Below are 18438 nucleotides of genomic sequence, written 5' to 3'. Positions count from 1 at the left end.
TCAATCAAAGACCGATTGTGTTAGCAAAGCAAAATCACTGAGCGCCTCTCTTTGGATTCGATAACACACCTTTGGTGGTATCGGCTCTGCACTAATAAAACCGGCAACTTTGAGTATACGTAAATGCTCAGATACCGTTGATTGAGCAAGACCCAACTGAGAAACCAAATCGCTGTTTAAACAACCACCAGCTCGCTCCAGATCTGACAGAATTCGTAAGATACGAACACGAGCAGGATGAGACAATGCTTTAGCTTGCGTTGCCAGTTTTTTCTCTTGAGCCAGTTGCTCTTCTGACGCAATAAACATTTCAGTATTATCAACTGTACAATTCGTCACATGCTACCCTCTATCGTATTTTGACGATAAACATACGCCTGACATAAAAAAGAGTCAATCGTCTTTTAACGATTAACTCTTTTGAAATGGATATATTATGGCTTACTGAGCGATCGCTTTCGGTGCACCAGGCAGACGGATAGAAATAATAGTTGTGAGCACAAGGAAGGCAAAAGAAACCCACATACACGCGGCCAGACCTGCAACTTGAAATACCCAACCAGACAACACAGTGCCAATTAAACGTCCCATCGCATTAGCCATGTAGTAAAAGCCTACATCCATGGAAACCCCATCACCTTTGGCATAGCTGACGATCAGATAGCTATGGAGCGAGGAGTTTACTGCAAAGATAGCACCGAAAATCAATAATCCAACTACAATCACAGCCTTTGGGTGCCACTGCATTTGAACACAATAAGCGATTATGCCAGTCACGGCCGCAAGTGCTAATGCCCACCACATTGCTGCGCTGCCATCGGGCACCTTTCCTTGGGCTTTGCCCGTGATTTTTGGGGCAATGCCTTGAACAAAGCCATAGGCAATTACCCACGTAGCCAGAAACCCACCGACTAATGTATGGTCCCAACCGAACACCGAACCAAGGTAAATAGGCAATGCCACAACAAACCACACATCGCGAGCGCCAAATAGGAACATGCGTGCCGCTGACAGAATATTGATGCTCTCCGATTTAGAGAAAATCTGCTTAAACTTAGGCTTCGCTTTCGCTTTACCAATATCACTTTCTAGGCTAAGTACACTGCCTATAAACACCAAACTAAGCACAGCTGCCATGGCAGCAACGGCATATTGGAAACCGAGCACCGAGAGCAGTAGACCACCGATAAAGAAGCCGGCCCCTTTCAGTGCATTTTTAGAACCTGTGAGAATCGCTACCCACTTGTAGAGTGCTCCTTGCTGCTCGTCAGGCACTAGCGTCTTAATGGCGCTCTTCGCACTCATTTTATTCAGATCTTTGGCGATTCCAGATAGCGCTTGTGCAGCCATCACCCAAGGGATGGTTAGCCAGACACTCGGCACAGCCAACATCAACAAAGCGAAGATCTGCATCCCAAGGCCGATGTTCATGGTTCGATTGAGCCCCAAGCGAGCCCCAAGCCAGCCACCAATTAAGTTAGTGACCACACCAAAGAACTCATAGAACAAAAACAGAGAAGCAATAGCTAAGGTGCTATAACCTAGATCATGGAAATACAGCACCACCAACATGCGCAGTGCACCATCAGTAATAGTGAAATTCCAGTAGTTAAAAGTAACCAGCATATACTGGCGAACGCTTTTGCTAAGGTTAGACAACATAATTCTTCTGCCTGAGTAGGTTTAATTACTCGTATAAAGTCGAGTAACTCAGCCAAACAGAGTTACTCAGTAAAGCATCGTCATCCCTGCTCAGGCAGGGCGCTACCCAACGTGCGTATCAATGAAAACGAGACGCCTGTTTTCATTGATACCGTAATTGGGCTAGAAGTAAAATGAGAGACAATTAGAACGTCGCCGCCAACTTCTCTACATAGTCGATTTGTGGCGGTTTGGTAAATGCACCTGGACGTAGTGCCTGCACTTCACGGCGAATCGTCTCAAGATCCCAACCTTTCTCTAGCAGCAAATTAGCCGCTAGAAGACCAGTACGTCCCGAACCACCCATACAGTGCATTGCAATCTTTTCACCCGCCTCAACCGCCTGATGTAATTCTGGCGAAATTGCTTTCCAATCCGCAGCAAATTCAACACTTGGCGCACGATCATCTTCAATCGCAGTTTGAAACCATTTGATTCCCAGCGCTCTTGCTTTTACACCAAGCTCTGCGACTCCGGCTTCCTCCATCTCGTGATTGTCAAGAGCCGTCACAATCACCGTCACACCTTGAGCTTTAAGTTGCGCTAATGAATCATCCAAAGACACATCTTTAGTGCCTGGACAAGGCGTTAATACAAGCGCTACGTTATCTACTTTAAGTTCCCATGTTGGATGCATCATCATTACCCCGCTAGACCGACTTTACGAACCAATTCGGCCGTGCGCGTTGCATAGCCCATTTCATTGTCATACCACGCATAGATTTTCACCATGCGAGAGCCGACCACCATTGTAGATTGTGCATCGACAATCGTTGAACGCTGATCACCTTTATAATCGATGGACACTAATGGTCGCTCTTCAAAGCCAAGAATTCCCTTCAGCTCACCCTCTGATGCTTCTTTCAGTAATGCGTTGACCTCTTCTGCCGTAGTGTCACGTTTAACGTCAAAGATAATATCAGTCAAAGAGGCATTCGCTAACGGCACACGAACAGCGTGACCATTAATCTTGCCCTTAAGCTCTGGGAAAATCTCAACGATAGCGGTTGCACTGCCTGTCGTCGTCGGAATCAGGCTCATACCACAAGCGCGAGCGCGACGTAGGTCTTTGTGTGGTGCATCCAGGATAGTTTGAGTATTAGTCAGATCATGAATCGTAGTAAACGATGACTGCTCAATACCCAATTTTTCGTGAATTACTTTCACCACAGGCGCAATACAGTTAGTCGTGCATGATGCTGCCGTGACAATGCGATGTACTTCAGCATCGAAAATGTCGTCGTTAACGCCGACGACGATATTAGCAATGCCTTCCTCTTTCACTGGAGCAGAAACTACAACACGCTTAACACCTTGTTTTAAGTATTTATTCAAGAATTCAGTTTTACGGTGCACACCCGTTGCTTCAATCACCACGTCACAGTCAGACCAATCGATCGCGTCGATATCGCGCTCTTGCGTGGTTTTAATGCGTTTACCATCAATGACAAGCTCATTACCTTCGACTGTCACACCATGATGCCAGGTACCTTGCACTGAATCGAATTCAAGCAGGTGACCTAGTGTGGTGGCATCGCCTGTGACATCGTTGATCAATACAAATTCTAATTCTTGCCAATCGAAAGCCGCACGCAGTGCCAAACGACCAATTCGACCAAATCCGTTAATACCTACTTTAATCGCCATAACTCAATCTCTTAATTACTTAATACATTTGGTAGTGAACCAACGCCTGATGCTTACTTAGAAGGTGGCACAAGTTCGTTAAAGTTTAGTTGATAGGCGCTTTGCAAGCAGTTCGATTGCTCAAGCCCTTTCAAGGTTCTGTATAACCAGCCCGGCAGCCCTTCTGCCAAACTGTAAAAAACATGCTGTCCTTTACGAGTATCTTTGAGTACACCTGCTTGCCTTAGCATCGCCAAATGTCTTGAGACTTTGGGTTGGCTCTCTCCCAGTGCCTCAACAAGACTATTCACACAAACCGATTCATTCGCAGATACCCACAACAAGGTTCGGATACGTGTTTCATCAGACATCAATTTGAAAAACTCATGTGGAAGCATAATTAAACACCTATATATGAATATGCGTATATATTAATTTTTATATATTAAGAGTCAAGGATCTTTTTGACCTGTCATAAAACCTTCATGTTTGAATTGATTAAGAAGCAGAAAAAAGCCCACCTACTTTTGACAGTCGACGGGCTTAAATGGAGTAATAAAATATATATTTAACTGTTGGCTATCGATGAAGCCTTTCCACAGCTCTGATGGTTTTACTCAAGCTCTCTTCCGCTAAAGATGGCATTTTGCTTGCCATGGTGGCATACAAACTGTCGATCATCGCCAATTTAACCAAACGTGCAGTGCCGTTTTTGCCAAGTACAGGCTCGGGCGACGCTGGCGCATAAAGTGGGATATCCGACAAGGATGACAGTTCAGCATGATAGTTGTTGGTAATAGAAATCACCGTTGCACCGGACTGTTTTGCCTGACGCACCGCATCCATAAGATCAACCGTCTGACCAGAATGAGAGACCACCAACACAACGTCTTGGTCTGTCATAATGCTCGCTGACATCAGCATTAAGTGACGATCTTTAGGGACTGACGATTTAATACCGATACGTAGCAGCTCATGCTGAAAATCTTCACAAATAATGCTCGATCCACCCACTGCGAAAAGCTCAATATTACGTGCTTTTAGAAGCGCATCCGCCGCGGCATCGACCATTCCAACATCCACAAAATTGAGGATCTCAGTCAGAGCATTAATGGAGTTTTGCAGCACCTTTGACACTATCTTTTCAACACTATCATCTGGCAACAAACGCTCACTTGATGCATAAGATTGGGCTTCGCTCTGCTCATAACGCGACTCTTTCAGCTGTTTAAATCCACTAAAGCCCAATTTCTTCGATACTTTGACAATCAGCGCTGGAGAAACACTTAACCGTTCGGCAACCTCATTTATTGAGGTCGATTATTGCAAGAAATGTGGCTGCAAAAAGTTTTCAGCTATCGATTGTTCCGTCTTAGTCAGCGACGGCATCATCATGCGTATATTGGGGATTACCTGATTCGAGTTCACAACTTTCAACACAGCTCTCAAAGTATTTCCTTCATTATAACCCTAAAACTACTGGATTTTCTGCACCTGTCAGCGACGAGTGTGCACTTGAATCACTAAACCTCTAATGTCCAATGCTGGCAGCTAACCGCTTGGTCACTTTCGAATCGAAAGCCACATTGCAAATCACTGTCAATGGCTGCACCAAAGAATCGACTGGTAAACCTGGTAGTTATGCAGAAACGATGCAACAACTAAGAGCGATCGCTGATGGGAAGCTCGCCACAGCCGCTTAATTCCTCCCAAAATATACCACTCCTGATGTTTCGCTAGGTTAGGCCTTTCTGTCATGAAAGGTCTTTCTTTCACTATCAATAACTCCCATAATACTGCCAGCAACCATACTGTTACGCTCAATCTCTTGAGGAAATCATGACCAAAAAGATTCTCTTTGTCTGTCGAGGCAATTCAGCACGTTCACAATTGGCGGAAGCGATAGTAAATCGCGATTATGCTGAGCTTTATCAGGCTTATAGTGCTGGGAGTAGTCCAAGTCAGGTTGACGTCAGAACGATAGAAACGTTGGATAATGCAGATTTTCCAACCGATGAGTTGCGGTCAAAATCAGTCGATGAGTTTAAAGATACGTATTTTGACTACGTTATTACCCTCTGTTCTTCAGCTCAGAGGGAATGCGGCGTGTTTGAAAACACTCAAGAGAGTATCTATTGGGATCTTCCCGCGCCAACTTCACTCTCTGATTCCTCTTTCGAAGCCTCTTTATATGATCTACAAAAGCGCATCAATTTGTTTGTCACGGTACATCAACCAACTAACGATTTAGACTTTGATCCTCTCGTTCTCCACAAATGTTTAGGCGATCAGACTCGTCTAATGATCACATTGTTGATCTTTACTGAAGTTGAGCTGAGTGTTGGGGAATTGTGCGATGCATTACAAGAATCTCAACCTAAAACTTCTCGAGCACTCGCTGTACTAAGAAATTGCGGGATCGTTTCAGATCGTAGAAAAGGTCAGTGGGCGTTCTACTCTATTTCTGGCAAACTGCCGCTCTGGGCGATCGACATTCTAGATGCTTCAGTTGTTAGCATGAGAGGTGCTTTAGTGGCCGCTAATCAGTTACTTAACCAATCTACCAACCGCCCAGATAAACATAACTAGTTGCTCACTGTCCAGTCATCAAATAAAGCGCAGCAATTGGCGCATTTCCGTAATATGATGCAAATATGAGCTGTTGATTGAGGTTTCTTTGTGCGGTTCCGCATGAGAAAAATACAAAGTAGTGACATTGGCATCAACGCCCGCTTGAATACCGACAAGAGAGTCATCAATAAATAAGCACTCATCTGGGCTGACTTGCATTTTATCCATAACGTAATGCAGCAGTTTTGGATCGGGCTTCCAGGCATTGGCATCCAAAGCACTGAAAACCGCTCCTTCGAAGTAGCGGTCTAATTGAGTTAATGGCAATGTAAATGCCATCTTCTCATGAGGTGCATTTGAAGCAATACATACTGCAATATTGTTCGCCTTCAGTTCATCCAATACATCGTAGACGCCATCAATAACGGTTAATTGTTCAGTAAATAACTCCTTGCAGCGCAAGCGATAGTGACGAATAAGCCGAGTTAAACCGTCATTATCAAGCTTGGCATGATCGCCAACCAGCGCCCCAAAGATCACTTCCAACTTCACGCCTTGGAACTTGTCTTTGACATCATCGTAATTCACCTCGACGCCGATATTGCGCAATACCTCGACAATCGCTTGCAAGCACAAGCGTTCACTATCGATCAGTGTCCCATCGCAATCAAAAATCACGCATTTGATTCGGTTGGATGCCATAGTTTATTTCACCACCTGATTTCAGCTTGTTGTCTTTGAGCAACAAAACATCATAAAGAGCACACAATATCATCAGGGTTTATTGGCTTCAATGGACGAAACATTGGTACCGTATGGACGACTATTTTGAAAAAAAGTTACCAAATGATGCCCATTCATCTGGATTATTTATTTTGATCCAAAAATTAAATACTAAGCGCCGAAACCTTGCTCTAAAACAAGTTATGCACAGTGAAATCCGATCAATTCAGTGGTAGAATTCGTGTCTGAAAAGAAACAAAATTACAGAATTAGCGGTTATTTTTTTGTAATCTTATCGAAATATAGTGGATTAGCTCAAAAAAACTGACCAAGAAAGCGTCTCAGTTGGTTATAAAATGACTAAACTTGTTGAAAGACTTTCATTTCTAGAAGAAGCAAGATAGGCAAGACATTTGATAGCCCATGTGAATTATTTATGGGCATCCCTAGCCTTCTAGAGCGACTAATACTAACTTTCAAATTGTAATAATATTTACTCGGAGAGTATCTTCCATGAAAAAGACCAAAATCGTATGTACGATTGGCCCTAAAACTGAATCAGTAGAGAAGCTAACTGAGCTAGTAAACGCTGGCATGAACGTTATGCGTCTTAACTTCTCTCACGGTGACTACGAAGAACACGGTACTCGTATTGCTAACTTCCGTGAAGTAATGGCAAACACAGGCAAGCAACTTGCTATTCTTCTAGACACTAAAGGTCCAGAAATTCGTACTATCAAACTAGAAGGCGGCAACGACGTTGATCTAGTAGCTGGTCAAGAATTCACTTTCACAACAGATATCTCTGTTGTTGGTAACAAAGACACTGTTGCTGTTACTTACGCTGGTTTCGCAAAAGACCTTTCTGCTGGTAACACTATCCTAGTAGATGACGGCCTAATCGAAATGAAAGTTATCTCAACAACTGATACTGAAGTTAAGTGTAAAGTTCTTAACAATGGTGCTCTAGGCGAAAACAAAGGTGTTAACCTACCAGGCGTTTCAGTTCAACTTCCTGCTCTATCTGAAAAAGACAAAAACGACCTTAAATTTGGTTGTGAGCAAGGTGTTGACTTCGTTGCCGCATCTTTCATCCGTAAAGCATCTGACGTTAAAGAAATCCGTGAGGTTCTAAACGCAAATGGCGGTGAGAATATTCATATTATCTCTAAGATCGAGAACCAAGAAGGTGTTGATAACTTCGACGAGATCCTAGAACTTTCTGACGGTATCATGGTTGCTCGTGGCGACCTAGGTGTTGAGATCCCAGCGGAAGAAGTAATCTTCGCTCAGAAGATGATGATCGAGAAGTGTAACCGTGCTCGTAAGACAGTTATCACTGCAACTCAAATGCTCGATTCTATGATCAACAACCCACGCCCAACTCGTGCTGAAGCGGGTGACGTTGCAAACGCAATCATGGACGGTACTGATGCAGTAATGCTTTCAGGTGAGACAGCGAAAGGTAAGTACCCTGTTGAAGCGGTAACTATCATGGCTCAAATCGCTAACCGTACTGACGGTGCACTAAAAGCTGAACTAGGTTCTCGTCTAGACAGCCCACGCCTACGCATTACTGAAGCAGTGTGTAAAGGCGCAGTAGACACAGCAGAGAAACTAGCTGCTCCGCTAATCATCGTAGCGACTGAAGGCGGTAAATCTGCACGTTCTGTACGTAAGTACTTCCCTACTGCAAGTATCGTTGCACTAACGACTAACCCTAAGACTGCTGCACAGCTAGTTCTTACTAAGGGTGTTCGTCCAGTTCTTGTTGATTCTATTGCAAGCACAGATGCATTCTACAAAAACGGTAAAGAATACGCTCTAGAGTCTGGTTTTGGTAAGAAAGGCGATATCGTTGTGATGGTTTCTGGTGCACTAGTCGCTTCAGGCACAACTAACACAGCGTCTGTTCACGTACTATAATTCTTACAGTACATTCAGAACATCTATAAAAAGAGGACCTAGGTCCTCTTTTTTTTGTAATTATCTTGCCCAGTTTTTCAACACACTGTACTATCCTTGCATTTTTACAACACAGCATACCGCTGAGTTGCTTTTAGGTAATTCTATTGAGTTAATGAGGTGCATTGTGTCTAGCCCAACTTTGACAGACAAAGTAGCTAAGCTTATCTGTCAGGATATACTTTCCGGAGAGCTTAAACCGAACCAAAAACTGGTTGTCGCTGAGCTTAAAGAAAAATATAACGTAGGAGCATCCCCTATCCGAGAGGCATTAATTCAGCTTTCGTGGATCAAGTACGTGAAGCTTGAACCACAAAAAGGATGCTGGGTTGCGCCTATTTCTAAGGTCGAACTCTATGACCTCCATGAAAGCCTTAAAGTAGTTTCTTCTGTTCTTCTAGAAAAATCGATCAAGGAAGGCAATGAAGGTTGGGAACTGGAAATACTGACCGAATTCCACAAATTATCGCGCTTTAAGTTCCAGGGTGAAAACTTCAATTGGCAAGAGTGGGAGGAGCGTCAAGAGGCCTTTTATACTTCTCTTTTAAGTGGTTGTTTTTCTAAGAATATGCTTGAGTTTTTCACTGATATTATTAGACAAGTTAAGCGCTATCGACGCATTTCGCTCAACCATTCACCAAAGAATTTTTCTGAGTTATTCAATCTCGACGAACATGAAAAGATCATGAAACTCACTCTCGATAAAGACCTCGATGGGGCCAAGCAGCAACTTGCTGAGCGGGTAAATCGAATGATGAAAGAGATAGAGTCAACGGTAGACGACATTGAAATGACATAAAAAAATCGGGGCAAGCCCCGATTTTTACCATCCGAAGAACTCTTTATGATGCGTATTCAATAGCAACACCATAGGCAAAAAGTATAATGCACTAAGCTTGATACCTAAAACAACAAGAGTTCCTATGGTAAGTCTTACCAAAAAGTGATTGTACATAACGAACCTCTACCACCCAACTATTTGACATCCTAAAGGTATTTGTCAAAAGCTTGAAGAATTCCGTTCTTGAAATCAGTAAAAGTGTTTATAAAAAATGTTACTTCCATTCAAGAACTGGTAGTTTACTGATTATCGCTTTCAGGTCAAGTTTTAACCAGCATTAGACTTTAGTCTAATACAGTGGCACGTATTTTTCACCTTTCAAGATAAAGACATCCAATGAATAGAATTGATTGATAAGAGCGTTCTTGTGAGTTTTCTAGGAATAAAAAAAGCTGCAATCATCTGCAGCTTTTTTGTCTTATGTCTATTTCACCACACGTAAGCTTGGACGACCCTTTGGCTTCGGCGGTTCATCATCACCGTCAGAAGAAGGCGTTTCCTGCTCAGAAGTTTCAAGCTCCGATGCGACAGAGAGTCCAGAAACTGGTGAAGCCTCTGTGATGTCTTCTTCTTCAATCGAAAGATAGGCATCTTCTGGCTCAAACATCGTGCCAGCGCCATTCTCACGAGCATAAATAGCTTGCACAGAATAGAGAGGTACGATTACTGAGTGTGGTCGACCACCAAAACGAGCATGAAAAGTAATCGCTTCATTACCTAGCTCCAGTTGACCGACTGCTCTCGGAGCTATATTCAATATGATTTGGCCATCCTGAATAAACTCTTGAGGAACACGAACTCCAGGCAACATTGCATCGACAACAATGTGTGGTGTTAGATCATTTTCCACCAGCCAATCATAAAATGCACGAAGCATATATGGTCGGCGAGGTGTCATTTTTTCAATATCCATGGTCACTTAGCGAACCAAACGCATCTCACGTTCAGCTTCAGTTAGTGAAGCAAGGAATGAATCACGTTCAAAGACACGATTCATATAAACTTTGATCTCTTTAGAACCAGGACCAATTAGCTCGATACCCATTTCAGGTAAGCGCCATAGTAGTGGTGCTAGGTAGCAATCGATCAAGCTGAATTCTTCACTCATGAAGTATTCGTACTCAGCAAAAATCGGTGCAAGAGTCAGAAGATCATTACGTAGTTTATTGCGAGCAGCCTCAGATTCTTCAGCAGAACCTTTCATGACTTTTTCCGCTAGCGTATACCAGTTACGCTCAATGCGGTAAATCATTAGTCGGCTATTACCACGTGCAACTGGGTAAACCGGCATTAGAGGCGGATGAGGGAAACGCTCATCAAGATATTCCATAATGATTTTTGAGTCGTAAAGGGCTAGCTCACGATCAACCAAAGTAGGAACGGTCTTATAAGGGTTTAGCTCAGCAAGCTCAGCAGGGATGTTCATTTCATCCACTAACTCAACTTCAACACTGACGCCTTTCTCTGCTAAAACGATTCGAACCTGATGGCTATATAAATCGGTAGCACTTGAAAAAAGAGTCATCACAGAACGTTTATTGGCAGCTACAGCCATGGAGCCCTCCGGGATACTTACAAAAAAACAATGGAGGCGTTGCCTCCATTGTGAACAAATTTGGAATTAGCGCGAAATTATAGCACAATTAGTGTACATCACGCCAATACTCTTTCTTGAGCAACACAACCACAATCGTGAAAATGACTAGGAATCCCATCACCCACCAACCTAAAGCGTGACGCTCAAGTTTCACAGGGTCACCAGAATACTCTAGGAAGTTCACTAAATCGCGGACCGCATCATCATATTCACTCGGACTGAGTTCACCCCGGCCATTCGTTTCCGTACCAACAACCACTTGAACTTCTTCACCATCAACGACTTGCGTTTCGTAGATAGGTGTTGGAATACCTTGAAGTTCCTCAAGCACATGTGGCATACCGACATTCGGGAACGTGACGTTATTCACACCAAATGGACGGCTTGGGTCGACGTAGAAGGAACGCAAATAGGTATATAACCAATCTACCCCACGAACACGTGCAACAAGAGTCAGATCTGGCGGCGCAGCACCGAACCAAGCCGCAGCTTGCTTCTGTGGCATCGCATTCACCATCAAGTCACCTATCTTCGCTTCTGGATCAAAAACCAGATTCTCTTTAGCTAGGTCGACAGGAATACCTAGGTCATTAGCGACTCGCTCATAACGTTGATATTGGGTCGAGTGACACGCAAAGCAGTAGTTCATAAACAGCTTTGCGCCATTTTGAAGTGATGCTTGATCACTCAAATCATTGTTTGCTTTATCTAGATGAACATTACCACCAGCAGCTAATGCTAAAGAAGGAAGCAATGCGAAAAGTACTACAATCCACTTTTTCATTTGAACGTCACCCTCTCTGGCAATGGCTTAGTTTTTTCATTCTTACTATAGAAATACAGCAAAATGAAGAACATGAAGTAACCTAAACTGAAGATCTGAGCCAGTAGCGTATACGTTGGCGTTGCCGGTAACGCACCAAGAATACCCAAAGCGATAAAGCTAATGGTGAACTGGATAATGTTCAGTAGATGAATCTTACTTCTGTAGCGATAAGAGCGTACTTTACAACGGTCAAACCATGGGAGTAGGAATAGGAAAACAATCGACAATCCCATTGCCACAACACCTAGTAGCTTATCTGGTACGGCACGAAGAATCGCGTAGAACGGCGTGAAATACCATACAGGGGCAATGTGCTCCGGTGTTTTCAGAGGGTTTGCTGCTTCAAAGTTAGGTGGCTCAAGGAAGTAGCCGCCCATTTCTGGGTTGAAGAACAACACATAACAGAATAGGAAGAAGAAGCCTGCAATACCGACCATATCTTTGACAGTTCCATACGGATGGAATGGGATAGAGTCGATGATGTCGTATTTCTTACTGTAGTAGTCGTGGAACTTAAACTGAGTTTTATAATCGTCGCCCATTGTCCCTTTTGGTAGCTTAGTCTCGATACCATCAGGGTTGTTTGAACCCACTTCGTGAAGGGCCAATACGTGAAGAACGATAAGAAGAAGTAGCACGATAGGCAGTGCGATAACATGCAAAGCAAAGAAGCGGTTGAGCGTCGCTCCTGAGATAATGTAGTCACCACGAATCCAAAGCGTTAGATCATCACCAATAACAGGAATAGCACCAAATAGTGAAATGATTACCTGTGCGCCCCAGTATGACATTTGACCCCATGGTAACAAATAGCCCATGAACGCTTCAGCCATTAGTACTAGGAAGATGAGCATGCCGAAGACCCACAACAGCTCACGAGGCTTTTGATATGAACCGTAAATAAGGCCACGGAACATATGAAGATAAACAACGACGAAGAATGCTGAAGCACCTGTAGAGTGCATATAACGGAGTAGCCAGCCATATTCCACATCGCGCATAATGTATTCAACAGAGGCAAATGCGCCCTCACCTGAAGGCACGTAGTTCATGGTTAACCAAATACCGGTAAGGATCTGGTTAACAAGAACAAGCATGGCCAAAGAGCCAAATAGATACCAAAAGTTGAAGTTCTTCGGCATCGGGTACTCAGATAAATGCTTTTTATAAGCATTCATCGCTGGTATACGTTTTTCTACCCAATCAAGTAACGCTTGCATTATGCATCCCCCTCATCAACACCAATGAGTATCTTCGTATCACTCAAATACATATGTTTAGGGACCACTAGGTTTAGTGGTGCGGGAACACTCTGGAATACACGTCCTGCCATGTCGAATTTAGAACCGTGACATGGACAGAAGAAACCAGAGCGCACACCTTGAACTTGTTCACTAAAAGTGTCTGGTAGATAAGTTGGTGAACATCCTAGGTGAGTACAAAAACCAACCGCAACAAAATACTCGGGTTTTATTGAGCGGAATTCATTTTGTGCATATTCTGGTTGCTGCTCTTCTACAGAGTTAGGGTCTCGTAGTTGACCATCGATCGTGGTCAGGTTGTCCAAAACTGACTGTGCTCGACGTACGATCCAAACCGGTTTACCTTGCCATTCGACACGGACCATTTGGCCTTCTTCGAGCTTGCTGACTTCCACCTCAACAGGGGCTCCAGCAGCTTTAGCTTTGGCACTTGGGTTCCAAGATTTAATAAAAGGAACGGCGACTGCAGCTGCTCCCAAACCACCCACAACCGCAGTTGTAGCAGTAAGGAAACGCCTGCGACCGTTATTTAAAGGCGCATTGCTCATCCAACATTTCTCCCATTTGCTCCTTTGGGTCAATACCGAGCGAATCCAAGTTGCTCTTTCATGTTAAATAACCGTACGGGGAACCATTCCTTGGGTTATTTTCCTTGAATTGAACGAACCAAATCTGTTTCATTATTTTGGCTACTTGAGTCAGCTCAGACATCGATTCCGACCAGCAGAGCATGGCTAACAAAATACGAATTTTAGTTGTATTTATTTGATAGCAAATGATAAAGAAAACCCTACTTTTTGACAAGATAAAGCTACCTTTTCGTAACATCTATAGCGGGAAATCGCTTACTAGTTCACAAAAGGGAAGAAAAGCCCACTCTATTATGAGGAGTCGAACAATTTAGAGGGGTTAGATTGGCGTTAAAAACAAAAAAGCCCAGCCATAAGGCTGAGCTTTTTGATCCACAATCCAGTCGAAACTGGAAAGCACAATCTTCTCGATAAGGAGAAAATTAACGCTTAGAGAACTGTGGACGACGACGTGCTTTACGTAGACCAACTTTCTTACGTTCAACGCAACGAGCATCGCGAGTAACGTAGCCAGCTGCACGTAGAGCAGGACGTAGAGTCTCATCGTATTCCATTAGCGCGCGAGTGATACCGTGACGGATAGCACCTGCTTGACCAGAAATACCGCCACCTTTAACAGTAACGAATAGGTCTAGCTTCTCAGTTAGTTCAGTTAGCTCAAGAGGCTGACGAACTACCATGCAAGAAGTTTTGCGACCGAAGTAAGTTTCTAGATCACGCTTGTTAACTACGATGTTGCCAGTGCCTGGTTTAATGAAAACACGAGCAGCTGAGCTTTTGCGACGGCCAGTGCCGTAGTATTGATTCTCTGCCATTTCCGAAATCCCCGATTAGATGTCTAGTACTTGTGGTTGTTGAGCAACATGGTTGTGCTCAGCGCCAGCGTAAACTTTAAGCTTACGGTACATAGCACGGCCTAGAGGACCACGTGGTAGCATACCTTTAACCGCTAGCTCAAGAGCCATTTCAGGCTTACGATCAATCAACTTTTCGAAAGTGATTGATTTTAGGCCACCTGGGAACTCAGAGTGACGGTAGTAAACTTTGTTCTTAGCCTTGTTACCAGTTACAGTAACTTTCTCCGCGTTTACAACGATGATGTAATCACCAGTGTCAACGTGTGGAGTGTATTCAGCTTTATGTTTGCCACGTAGGCGAGATGCAATTTCACTTGCTAGACGGCCAAGAGTTTTACCTTCAGCGTCTACAACGTACCAGTCGCGTTTTACAGTTTCTGGTTTAGCAACGAAAGTTTTCATGCTAATAATAACCCGTTAATTAAATTTACACTTAAGGAGCTTTCGCTCCCACTGTCTAAGAGCCCATACATCACCCCTTCGAGTGTTGAAACTCTCGGCTAAATGTTTCAAAGAAACTAGCCTGCAGTAACGGTGGGTCGCAGGATTATAGAGAAGCTCGCAGAAAAAATCATCTATTTTTTGGACAAAATTGGCAAAAACCTCAGACCAAGTGCTCGGATGCCAAATACTCATGGCTTTGCATCTCGGTTAATCTCGAAATACAACGCTTAAATTCAAACTCCAGTTGGCCTTGGGTATAGATATCCTCGAGGGCTACCTCTGCAGAAATGATAAGTTTTACCCTTCGCTCATAAAATTCATCAACTAAGGCAATAAAGCGCCTCGCTGCATCATCTAACTTGGCATCCATCTGCTTAACATCGGCCAGCAATACAGTGTGATAAATTCTCGATATCTCGATGTAATCATTTTGGCTGCGCATGGTTTGGCAAAGCTGTGCAAAACTAGCGTAGAGTACATCATCGGCAGAGGCAATCACTTCGATGTCTCGATGATTAATCTCTATTGATTGCTCTTGAATTCGGTCCTCTGTTACTAGCTGACCAAAATAACGGTTGAGATTAGCATGCGCAACGGCATCTAAAGGATAATGATAGATCTCTGCCTGTTCTAATGTTCTCAAACGGTAATCAATACCACTATCGACGTTCATGATATTACAGTTTTTCTGAATCATAGTAATAGCAGGAAGGAACCTTGCACGCTGTAAACCGTTTCGATATAAATTTTCTGGAGGAATATTCGACGTCGCTACCAGTACAACACCACGCTTAAATAGAGCTTGCAATAAAGTAGCGAGAATCATGGCATCCGTGATATCAGAAACATAAAACTCGTCAAAGCAGATGATTTTCGCTTCCGAAGCAAACGTATCTGCGACCTGCTCAAGAGGGTCTTGCACGTCACCTAAGCGTTTTAGCTCATCATGAACTCGATACATAAAACGGTGGAAATGAACTCGCATCTTTTGATACGTCGGCAGACTGTCGAAAAATGCGTCCATTAAATAGGTTTTCCCTCGGCCTACCCCTCCCCAAAAGTATAACCCTTGTGGCGGAGTTGCTTGCTCGGGTGATTTTCCTAGCAGCTTCTGCATCATACTTAATGCAGGGGGTTCGAAGTTTAAATAATCAACATATTGATGATGCAAACGGTCTAAGGCTTCAACGGCTGACCTCTGCGCGGGGTCGCTTTGGAAACCATTTGTTTCAATATCATTATTGTATTTTTCTATGGGCGTCATGGATGACTCGCAACACTGATCCAACGGTTATTATTAGCGTATTTAGCTTTATTGGCTTGAATTCTCATAGTAACATGGCTGAACGACGTGTGTAACCGTTTGGTAACGCACATGTTAATAAACATTATAAAGGAGCTGTTATGCCTTGGATATATGCCATTGTCGGCTTGCTAGTTGGTGCTATTCTAGGAATTGTAATTTCTCGACTGACTACTCCACAATACAAGAAACAAAAGACCATCCAAAAAGACCTAGAGTCCGCGAAGTTTGCACTGGAGCAACAGCGTCAAGAACTGTCTGATCACTTCGCACAAACGGCGGAGATGTTAGATACATTGGGGAAAGATTACACCAAACTATATCAACATATGGCAAAAACCTCCTCAGAGTTGTTGCCAAACTTACCTGAGCAAGACAACCCATTCGTCAAAAAGATTGCGGAGCATAATGTAGATATACCTCACAACGATAGTACTGATGAACCGCCAAAAGACTACGTAAGCGGTGCTACAGGGCTTCTCAGGGAGGAAAAGAAACTGGTCATCGACGCACCACAAGTTATCTCATCTGATACATCAGCCATTAAAGTTTCATAACCTCGTACTTATCGGCCAGCAGTGTAAAATATTTCTGGCCGCCTTATCATTACAATTGAACTTTATAACACTGTTTGAGTCATAGCCCTTACTAATCAATAGAGGAGTTTTATGATGAAAAAACCATTTCTTGTCTTAACGGTTCTATCGTTAAGCTTGAGTTCAATCATCGCCCCATTACCTGCAACTGCTGCTTTACCGTTATCTGTCGATGGCGAACAACTGCCTAGCCTAGCACCAATGCTAGAGAAAGTTACTCCAGCTGTGGTGAGTATTGCCGTTGAAGGTACTCAGGTTTCTCGTCAAAGTTTGCCTGAGCAATATCGTTTTTTCTTCGGCCCTGACTTCCCAACAGAACAACTTCAAGAGCGTCCTTTCAGAGGATTAGGTTCTGGCGTTGTCGTTGATGCCGATAAAGGTTATATCGTTACTAATTACCACGTCATCAATGGCGCCGAAGAGATTCGAATCAAGCTCCATGATGGTAAAGAGTACGACGCTGAGCTCGTTGGTGGTGACGAAATGTCTGATGTTGCTCTACTTAAGGTTGATGATGCGAAAAATCTCACTGAAATCAAAATTGCCGACTCCGATCAACTACGAGTTGGTGACTTCACGGTCGCTATCGGTAACCCATTTGGACTGGGTCAAACCGTAACGTCTGGCATTGTCTCTGCTTTGGGTCGCAGTGGTTTAAACCTAGAGAATTTTGAAAACTTCATTCAAACCGACGCAGCAATAAACAGTGGTAACTCTGGTGGCGCCTTAGTGAACTTAAAAGGTGAACTAATAGGCATCAATACCGCGATCCTCGGTCCTAACGGTGGTAACGTCGGAATTGGTTTCGCTATCCCGTCGAATATGATGAAGAGCTTAACCGAACAGATTATTGAATATGGTGAGGTCAAACGCGGCATGCTCGGTGTTCAAGGTGGTGAAGTCACCTCTGAACTTGCAGAAGCGTTAGGATACGATTCCAGCAAAGGTGCTTTTGTCAGCCAAGTGGTTCCAGATAGCGCCGCTGATAAAGCCGGACTTGAAGCCGGCGACATTATTATCTCGGTTAATGGCAAAAATATCTCAACCTTCAGTGAACTGCGTGCAAAAGTCGCAACACTGGGCGCTGGCAAAACCATCAAGTTAGGTATTGTTCGCGATGGTAAAGAGAAGTCCTTTGATGTCACTCTAACCGAGGCGGCCAAAACCATTACTAAAGCCGATAAACTTCATGAAGGGCTTACCGGTGCTGAATTCGCTAACACCGATAAGAATGACCCTGTTGAAGGGGTCAAAGTGAAGTCGGTCGCAGAAGGCTCTCCAGCGGCTCAATATCAACTTGAACAAGGTGATATTATTATTGGCGTAAACCGCTCTAGAGTGAAAAATGTTGGCGAACTGCGTAAGATCTTAGAAAAGAAACCAGGTGTGTTGGCTCTCAATATTCAACGTGGTGACCGAACTATTTACTTAGTTGTGCGCTAGAAGCTCACAAAAAATGTAAATTCTAAGTGAAAGAGCAGCTCTGTTTTGAGCTGCTCTTTTGTTATTTAAGGTTTAGATGATATCCTCTCTCTT

21 protein-coding genes are annotated in these 18438 nt (G+C 43.6%); 6 read left to right on the top strand and 15 right to left on the bottom strand.

What is annotated here, in order from left to right; translation table 11 throughout:
• The 6 genes from VTH8203_RS02460 to VTH8203_RS02435 all read right to left on the bottom strand — a co-directional run bounded on the left by VTH8203_RS02460 (nt 1) and on the right by VTH8203_RS02435 (nt 4638).
• Complete coding sequence (locus tag VTH8203_RS02460; RefSeq protein ID WP_244181135.1) at nt 1–309, bottom strand: ArsR/SmtB family transcription factor; 309 nt, start codon at nt 307–309, stop codon at nt 1–3.
• Between the two features lie 132 nt (nt 310–441).
• On the bottom strand, nt 442–1662 hold the full coding sequence (gene arsJ / locus VTH8203_RS02455; protein ID WP_096992212.1) for an organoarsenical effux MFS transporter ArsJ: 1221 nt from the start codon (nt 1660–1662) through the stop codon (nt 442–444).
• A gap of 184 nt (nt 1663–1846) precedes the next feature.
• Nucleotides 1847–2341, bottom strand: coding sequence for a cyclin-dependent kinase inhibitor 3 family protein (locus tag VTH8203_RS02450; protein ID WP_096992316.1), 495 nt, complete (start codon nt 2339–2341; stop codon nt 1847–1849).
• 2 nt (nt 2342–2343) lie between these two features.
• A complete protein-coding gene (locus VTH8203_RS02445; protein WP_096992211.1) occupies nt 2344–3348 on the bottom strand; it encodes an ArsJ-associated glyceraldehyde-3-phosphate dehydrogenase in 1005 nt (334 codons plus the stop codon).
• Between the two features lie 53 nt (nt 3349–3401).
• A complete protein-coding gene (locus VTH8203_RS02440; protein ID WP_062459922.1) occupies nt 3402–3725 on the bottom strand; it encodes an ArsR/SmtB family transcription factor in 324 nt (107 codons plus the stop codon).
• 181 nt (nt 3726–3906) lie between these two features.
• Entirely contained in the window at nt 3907–4638 is a 732-nt protein-coding gene (locus VTH8203_RS02435; protein WP_279627161.1) for an SIS domain-containing protein, read from the bottom strand.
• 230 nt (nt 4639–4868) lie between these two features.
• Between VTH8203_RS02435 and VTH8203_RS24835 the strand changes: the two genes are divergently transcribed.
• A complete protein-coding gene (locus VTH8203_RS24835; RefSeq protein WP_208617710.1) occupies nt 4869–5030 on the top strand; it encodes a hypothetical protein in 162 nt (53 codons plus the stop codon).
• 136 nt (nt 5031–5166) lie between these two features.
• Nucleotides 5167–5916, top strand: coding sequence for a metalloregulator ArsR/SmtB family transcription factor (locus VTH8203_RS02430; RefSeq protein WP_096992210.1), 750 nt, complete (start codon nt 5167–5169; stop codon nt 5914–5916).
• 18 nt (nt 5917–5934) lie between these two features.
• On the opposite strand, the gene VTH8203_RS02425 is transcribed toward VTH8203_RS02430, so the two are convergent.
• Nucleotides 5935–6600, bottom strand: a complete 666-nt coding sequence (locus tag VTH8203_RS02425; RefSeq protein ID WP_096992209.1) for an HAD-IA family hydrolase — start codon at nt 6598–6600, stop codon at nt 5935–5937.
• Nucleotides 6601–7134: 534 nt separating this feature from the next.
• Between VTH8203_RS02425 and pykF the strand changes: the two genes are divergently transcribed.
• Both pykF and VTH8203_RS02415 read left to right on the top strand, forming a co-directional pair.
• A complete protein-coding gene (gene pykF, locus VTH8203_RS02420) occupies nt 7135–8547 on the top strand; it encodes a pyruvate kinase PykF (RefSeq protein ID WP_096992208.1) in 1413 nt (470 codons plus the stop codon).
• Between the two features lie 154 nt (nt 8548–8701).
• A complete protein-coding gene (locus VTH8203_RS02415) occupies nt 8702–9385 on the top strand; it encodes a GntR family transcriptional regulator (protein ID WP_096992207.1) in 684 nt (227 codons plus the stop codon).
• Between the two features lie 466 nt (nt 9386–9851).
• Here the strand turns inward: VTH8203_RS02415 and sspB are convergent, their stop codons facing one another.
• The 8 genes from sspB to zapE all read right to left on the bottom strand — a co-directional run bounded on the left by sspB (nt 9852) and on the right by zapE (nt 16267).
• The gene (gene sspB / locus VTH8203_RS02405; RefSeq protein ID WP_096992315.1) at nt 9852–10340 is read right to left on the bottom strand and encodes a ClpXP protease specificity-enhancing factor; all 489 of its coding nucleotides are present in this window, start codon (nt 10338–10340) and stop codon (nt 9852–9854) included.
• Nucleotides 10341–10346: 6 nt separating this feature from the next.
• Nucleotides 10347–10982 carry a stringent starvation protein SspA gene (gene sspA / locus VTH8203_RS02400; protein WP_006075657.1) on the bottom strand — a complete coding sequence of 212 codons (636 nt, stop codon included), beginning with the start codon at nt 10980–10982 and terminating at the stop codon, nt 10347–10349.
• Nucleotides 10983–11070: 88 nt separating this feature from the next.
• The gene (locus VTH8203_RS02395) at nt 11071–11808 is read right to left on the bottom strand and encodes a cytochrome c1 (RefSeq protein ID WP_096992206.1); all 738 of its coding nucleotides are present in this window, start codon (nt 11806–11808) and stop codon (nt 11071–11073) included.
• Entirely contained in the window at nt 11805–13070 is a 1266-nt protein-coding gene (locus VTH8203_RS02390; protein WP_096992205.1) for a cytochrome b, read from the bottom strand. The genes VTH8203_RS02395 and VTH8203_RS02390 overlap by 4 nt, the downstream gene beginning before the upstream one ends.
• A complete protein-coding gene (gene petA, locus VTH8203_RS02385) occupies nt 13070–13660 on the bottom strand; it encodes a ubiquinol-cytochrome c reductase iron-sulfur subunit (RefSeq protein WP_096992204.1) in 591 nt (196 codons plus the stop codon). The genes VTH8203_RS02390 and petA overlap by 1 nt, the downstream gene beginning before the upstream one ends.
• Before the next feature lie 464 nt (nt 13661–14124).
• On the bottom strand, nt 14125–14517 hold the full coding sequence (gene rpsI, locus VTH8203_RS02380) for a 30S ribosomal protein S9 (protein ID WP_096992203.1): 393 nt from the start codon (nt 14515–14517) through the stop codon (nt 14125–14127).
• A 15-nt stretch (nt 14518–14532) separates the two neighbouring features.
• Nucleotides 14533–14961, bottom strand: coding sequence for a 50S ribosomal protein L13 (gene rplM / locus VTH8203_RS02375; protein ID WP_006075739.1), 429 nt, complete (start codon nt 14959–14961; stop codon nt 14533–14535).
• Nucleotides 14962–15163: 202 nt separating this feature from the next.
• Entirely contained in the window at nt 15164–16267 is a 1104-nt protein-coding gene (gene zapE / locus VTH8203_RS02370) for a cell division protein ZapE (protein ID WP_096992202.1), read from the bottom strand.
• 140 nt (nt 16268–16407) lie between these two features.
• Between zapE and zapG the strand changes: the two genes are divergently transcribed.
• Together zapG and VTH8203_RS02360 are read left to right on the top strand one after the other, a co-directional pair.
• The gene (gene zapG / locus VTH8203_RS02365) at nt 16408–16863 is read left to right on the top strand and encodes a Z-ring associated protein ZapG (protein WP_096992201.1); all 456 of its coding nucleotides are present in this window, start codon (nt 16408–16410) and stop codon (nt 16861–16863) included.
• Nucleotides 16864–16977: 114 nt separating this feature from the next.
• Complete coding sequence (locus VTH8203_RS02360) at nt 16978–18345, top strand: Do family serine endopeptidase (RefSeq protein ID WP_096992200.1); 1368 nt, start codon at nt 16978–16980, stop codon at nt 18343–18345.
• Nucleotides 18346–18438 lie beyond the last annotated feature (93 nt).

The organism is Vibrio thalassae, assembly GCF_900089835.1.
GTDB lineage: Bacteria > Pseudomonadota > Gammaproteobacteria > Enterobacterales > Vibrionaceae > Vibrio > Vibrio thalassae.
The sequence above is the reverse complement of the archived record's forward strand: the minus strand, read 5'-3'. Positions and strand labels throughout refer to the sequence as shown.

What these genes read in the sequence shown, in the direction of transcription:
- rplM (WP_006075739.1), bottom strand. Translation starts at nt 14,961, where the DNA reads ATGAAAACTTTCGTTGCTAAACCAGAAACTGTAAAACGCGACTGGTAC.
- sspB (WP_096992315.1), bottom strand. Translation starts at nt 10,340, where the DNA reads ATGGATATTGAAAAAATGACACCTCGCCGACCATATATGCTTCGTGCA.
- rpsI (WP_096992203.1), bottom strand. Translation starts at nt 14,517, where the DNA reads ATGGCAGAGAATCAATACTACGGCACTGGCCGTCGCAAAAGCTCAGCT.
- VTH8203_RS24835 (WP_208617710.1), top strand. Translation starts at nt 4,869, where the DNA reads ATGCTGGCAGCTAACCGCTTGGTCACTTTCGAATCGAAAGCCACATTG.
- arsJ (WP_096992212.1), bottom strand. Translation starts at nt 1,662, where the DNA reads ATGTTGTCTAACCTTAGCAAAAGCGTTCGCCAGTATATGCTGGTTACT.
- VTH8203_RS02360 (WP_096992200.1), top strand. Translation starts at nt 16,978, where the DNA reads ATGAAAAAACCATTTCTTGTCTTAACGGTTCTATCGTTAAGCTTGAGT.
- VTH8203_RS02395 (WP_096992206.1), bottom strand. Translation starts at nt 11,808, where the DNA reads ATGAAAAAGTGGATTGTAGTACTTTTCGCATTGCTTCCTTCTTTAGCA.
- VTH8203_RS02430 (WP_096992210.1), top strand. Translation starts at nt 5,167, where the DNA reads ATGACCAAAAAGATTCTCTTTGTCTGTCGAGGCAATTCAGCACGTTCA.
- VTH8203_RS02460 (WP_244181135.1), bottom strand. Translation starts at nt 309, where the DNA reads ATGTTTATTGCGTCAGAAGAGCAACTGGCTCAAGAGAAAAAACTGGCA.
- zapE (WP_096992202.1), bottom strand. Translation starts at nt 16,267, where the DNA reads ATGACGCCCATAGAAAAATACAATAATGATATTGAAACAAATGGTTTC.
- VTH8203_RS02415 (WP_096992207.1), top strand. Translation starts at nt 8,702, where the DNA reads ATGAGGTGCATTGTGTCTAGCCCAACTTTGACAGACAAAGTAGCTAAG.
- VTH8203_RS02450 (WP_096992316.1), bottom strand. Translation starts at nt 2,341, where the DNA reads ATGATGCATCCAACATGGGAACTTAAAGTAGATAACGTAGCGCTTGTA.
- sspA (WP_006075657.1), bottom strand. Translation starts at nt 10,982, where the DNA reads ATGGCTGTAGCTGCCAATAAACGTTCTGTGATGACTCTTTTTTCAAGT.
- pykF (WP_096992208.1), top strand. Translation starts at nt 7,135, where the DNA reads ATGAAAAAGACCAAAATCGTATGTACGATTGGCCCTAAAACTGAATCA.
- VTH8203_RS02440 (WP_062459922.1), bottom strand. Translation starts at nt 3,725, where the DNA reads ATGCTTCCACATGAGTTTTTCAAATTGATGTCTGATGAAACACGTATC.
- VTH8203_RS02445 (WP_096992211.1), bottom strand. Translation starts at nt 3,348, where the DNA reads ATGGCGATTAAAGTAGGTATTAACGGATTTGGTCGAATTGGTCGTTTG.
- petA (WP_096992204.1), bottom strand. Translation starts at nt 13,660, where the DNA reads ATGAGCAATGCGCCTTTAAATAACGGTCGCAGGCGTTTCCTTACTGCT.
- VTH8203_RS02390 (WP_096992205.1), bottom strand. Translation starts at nt 13,070, where the DNA reads ATGCAAGCGTTACTTGATTGGGTAGAAAAACGTATACCAGCGATGAAT.
- VTH8203_RS02425 (WP_096992209.1), bottom strand. Translation starts at nt 6,600, where the DNA reads ATGGCATCCAACCGAATCAAATGCGTGATTTTTGATTGCGATGGGACA.
- zapG (WP_096992201.1), top strand. Translation starts at nt 16,408, where the DNA reads ATGCCTTGGATATATGCCATTGTCGGCTTGCTAGTTGGTGCTATTCTA.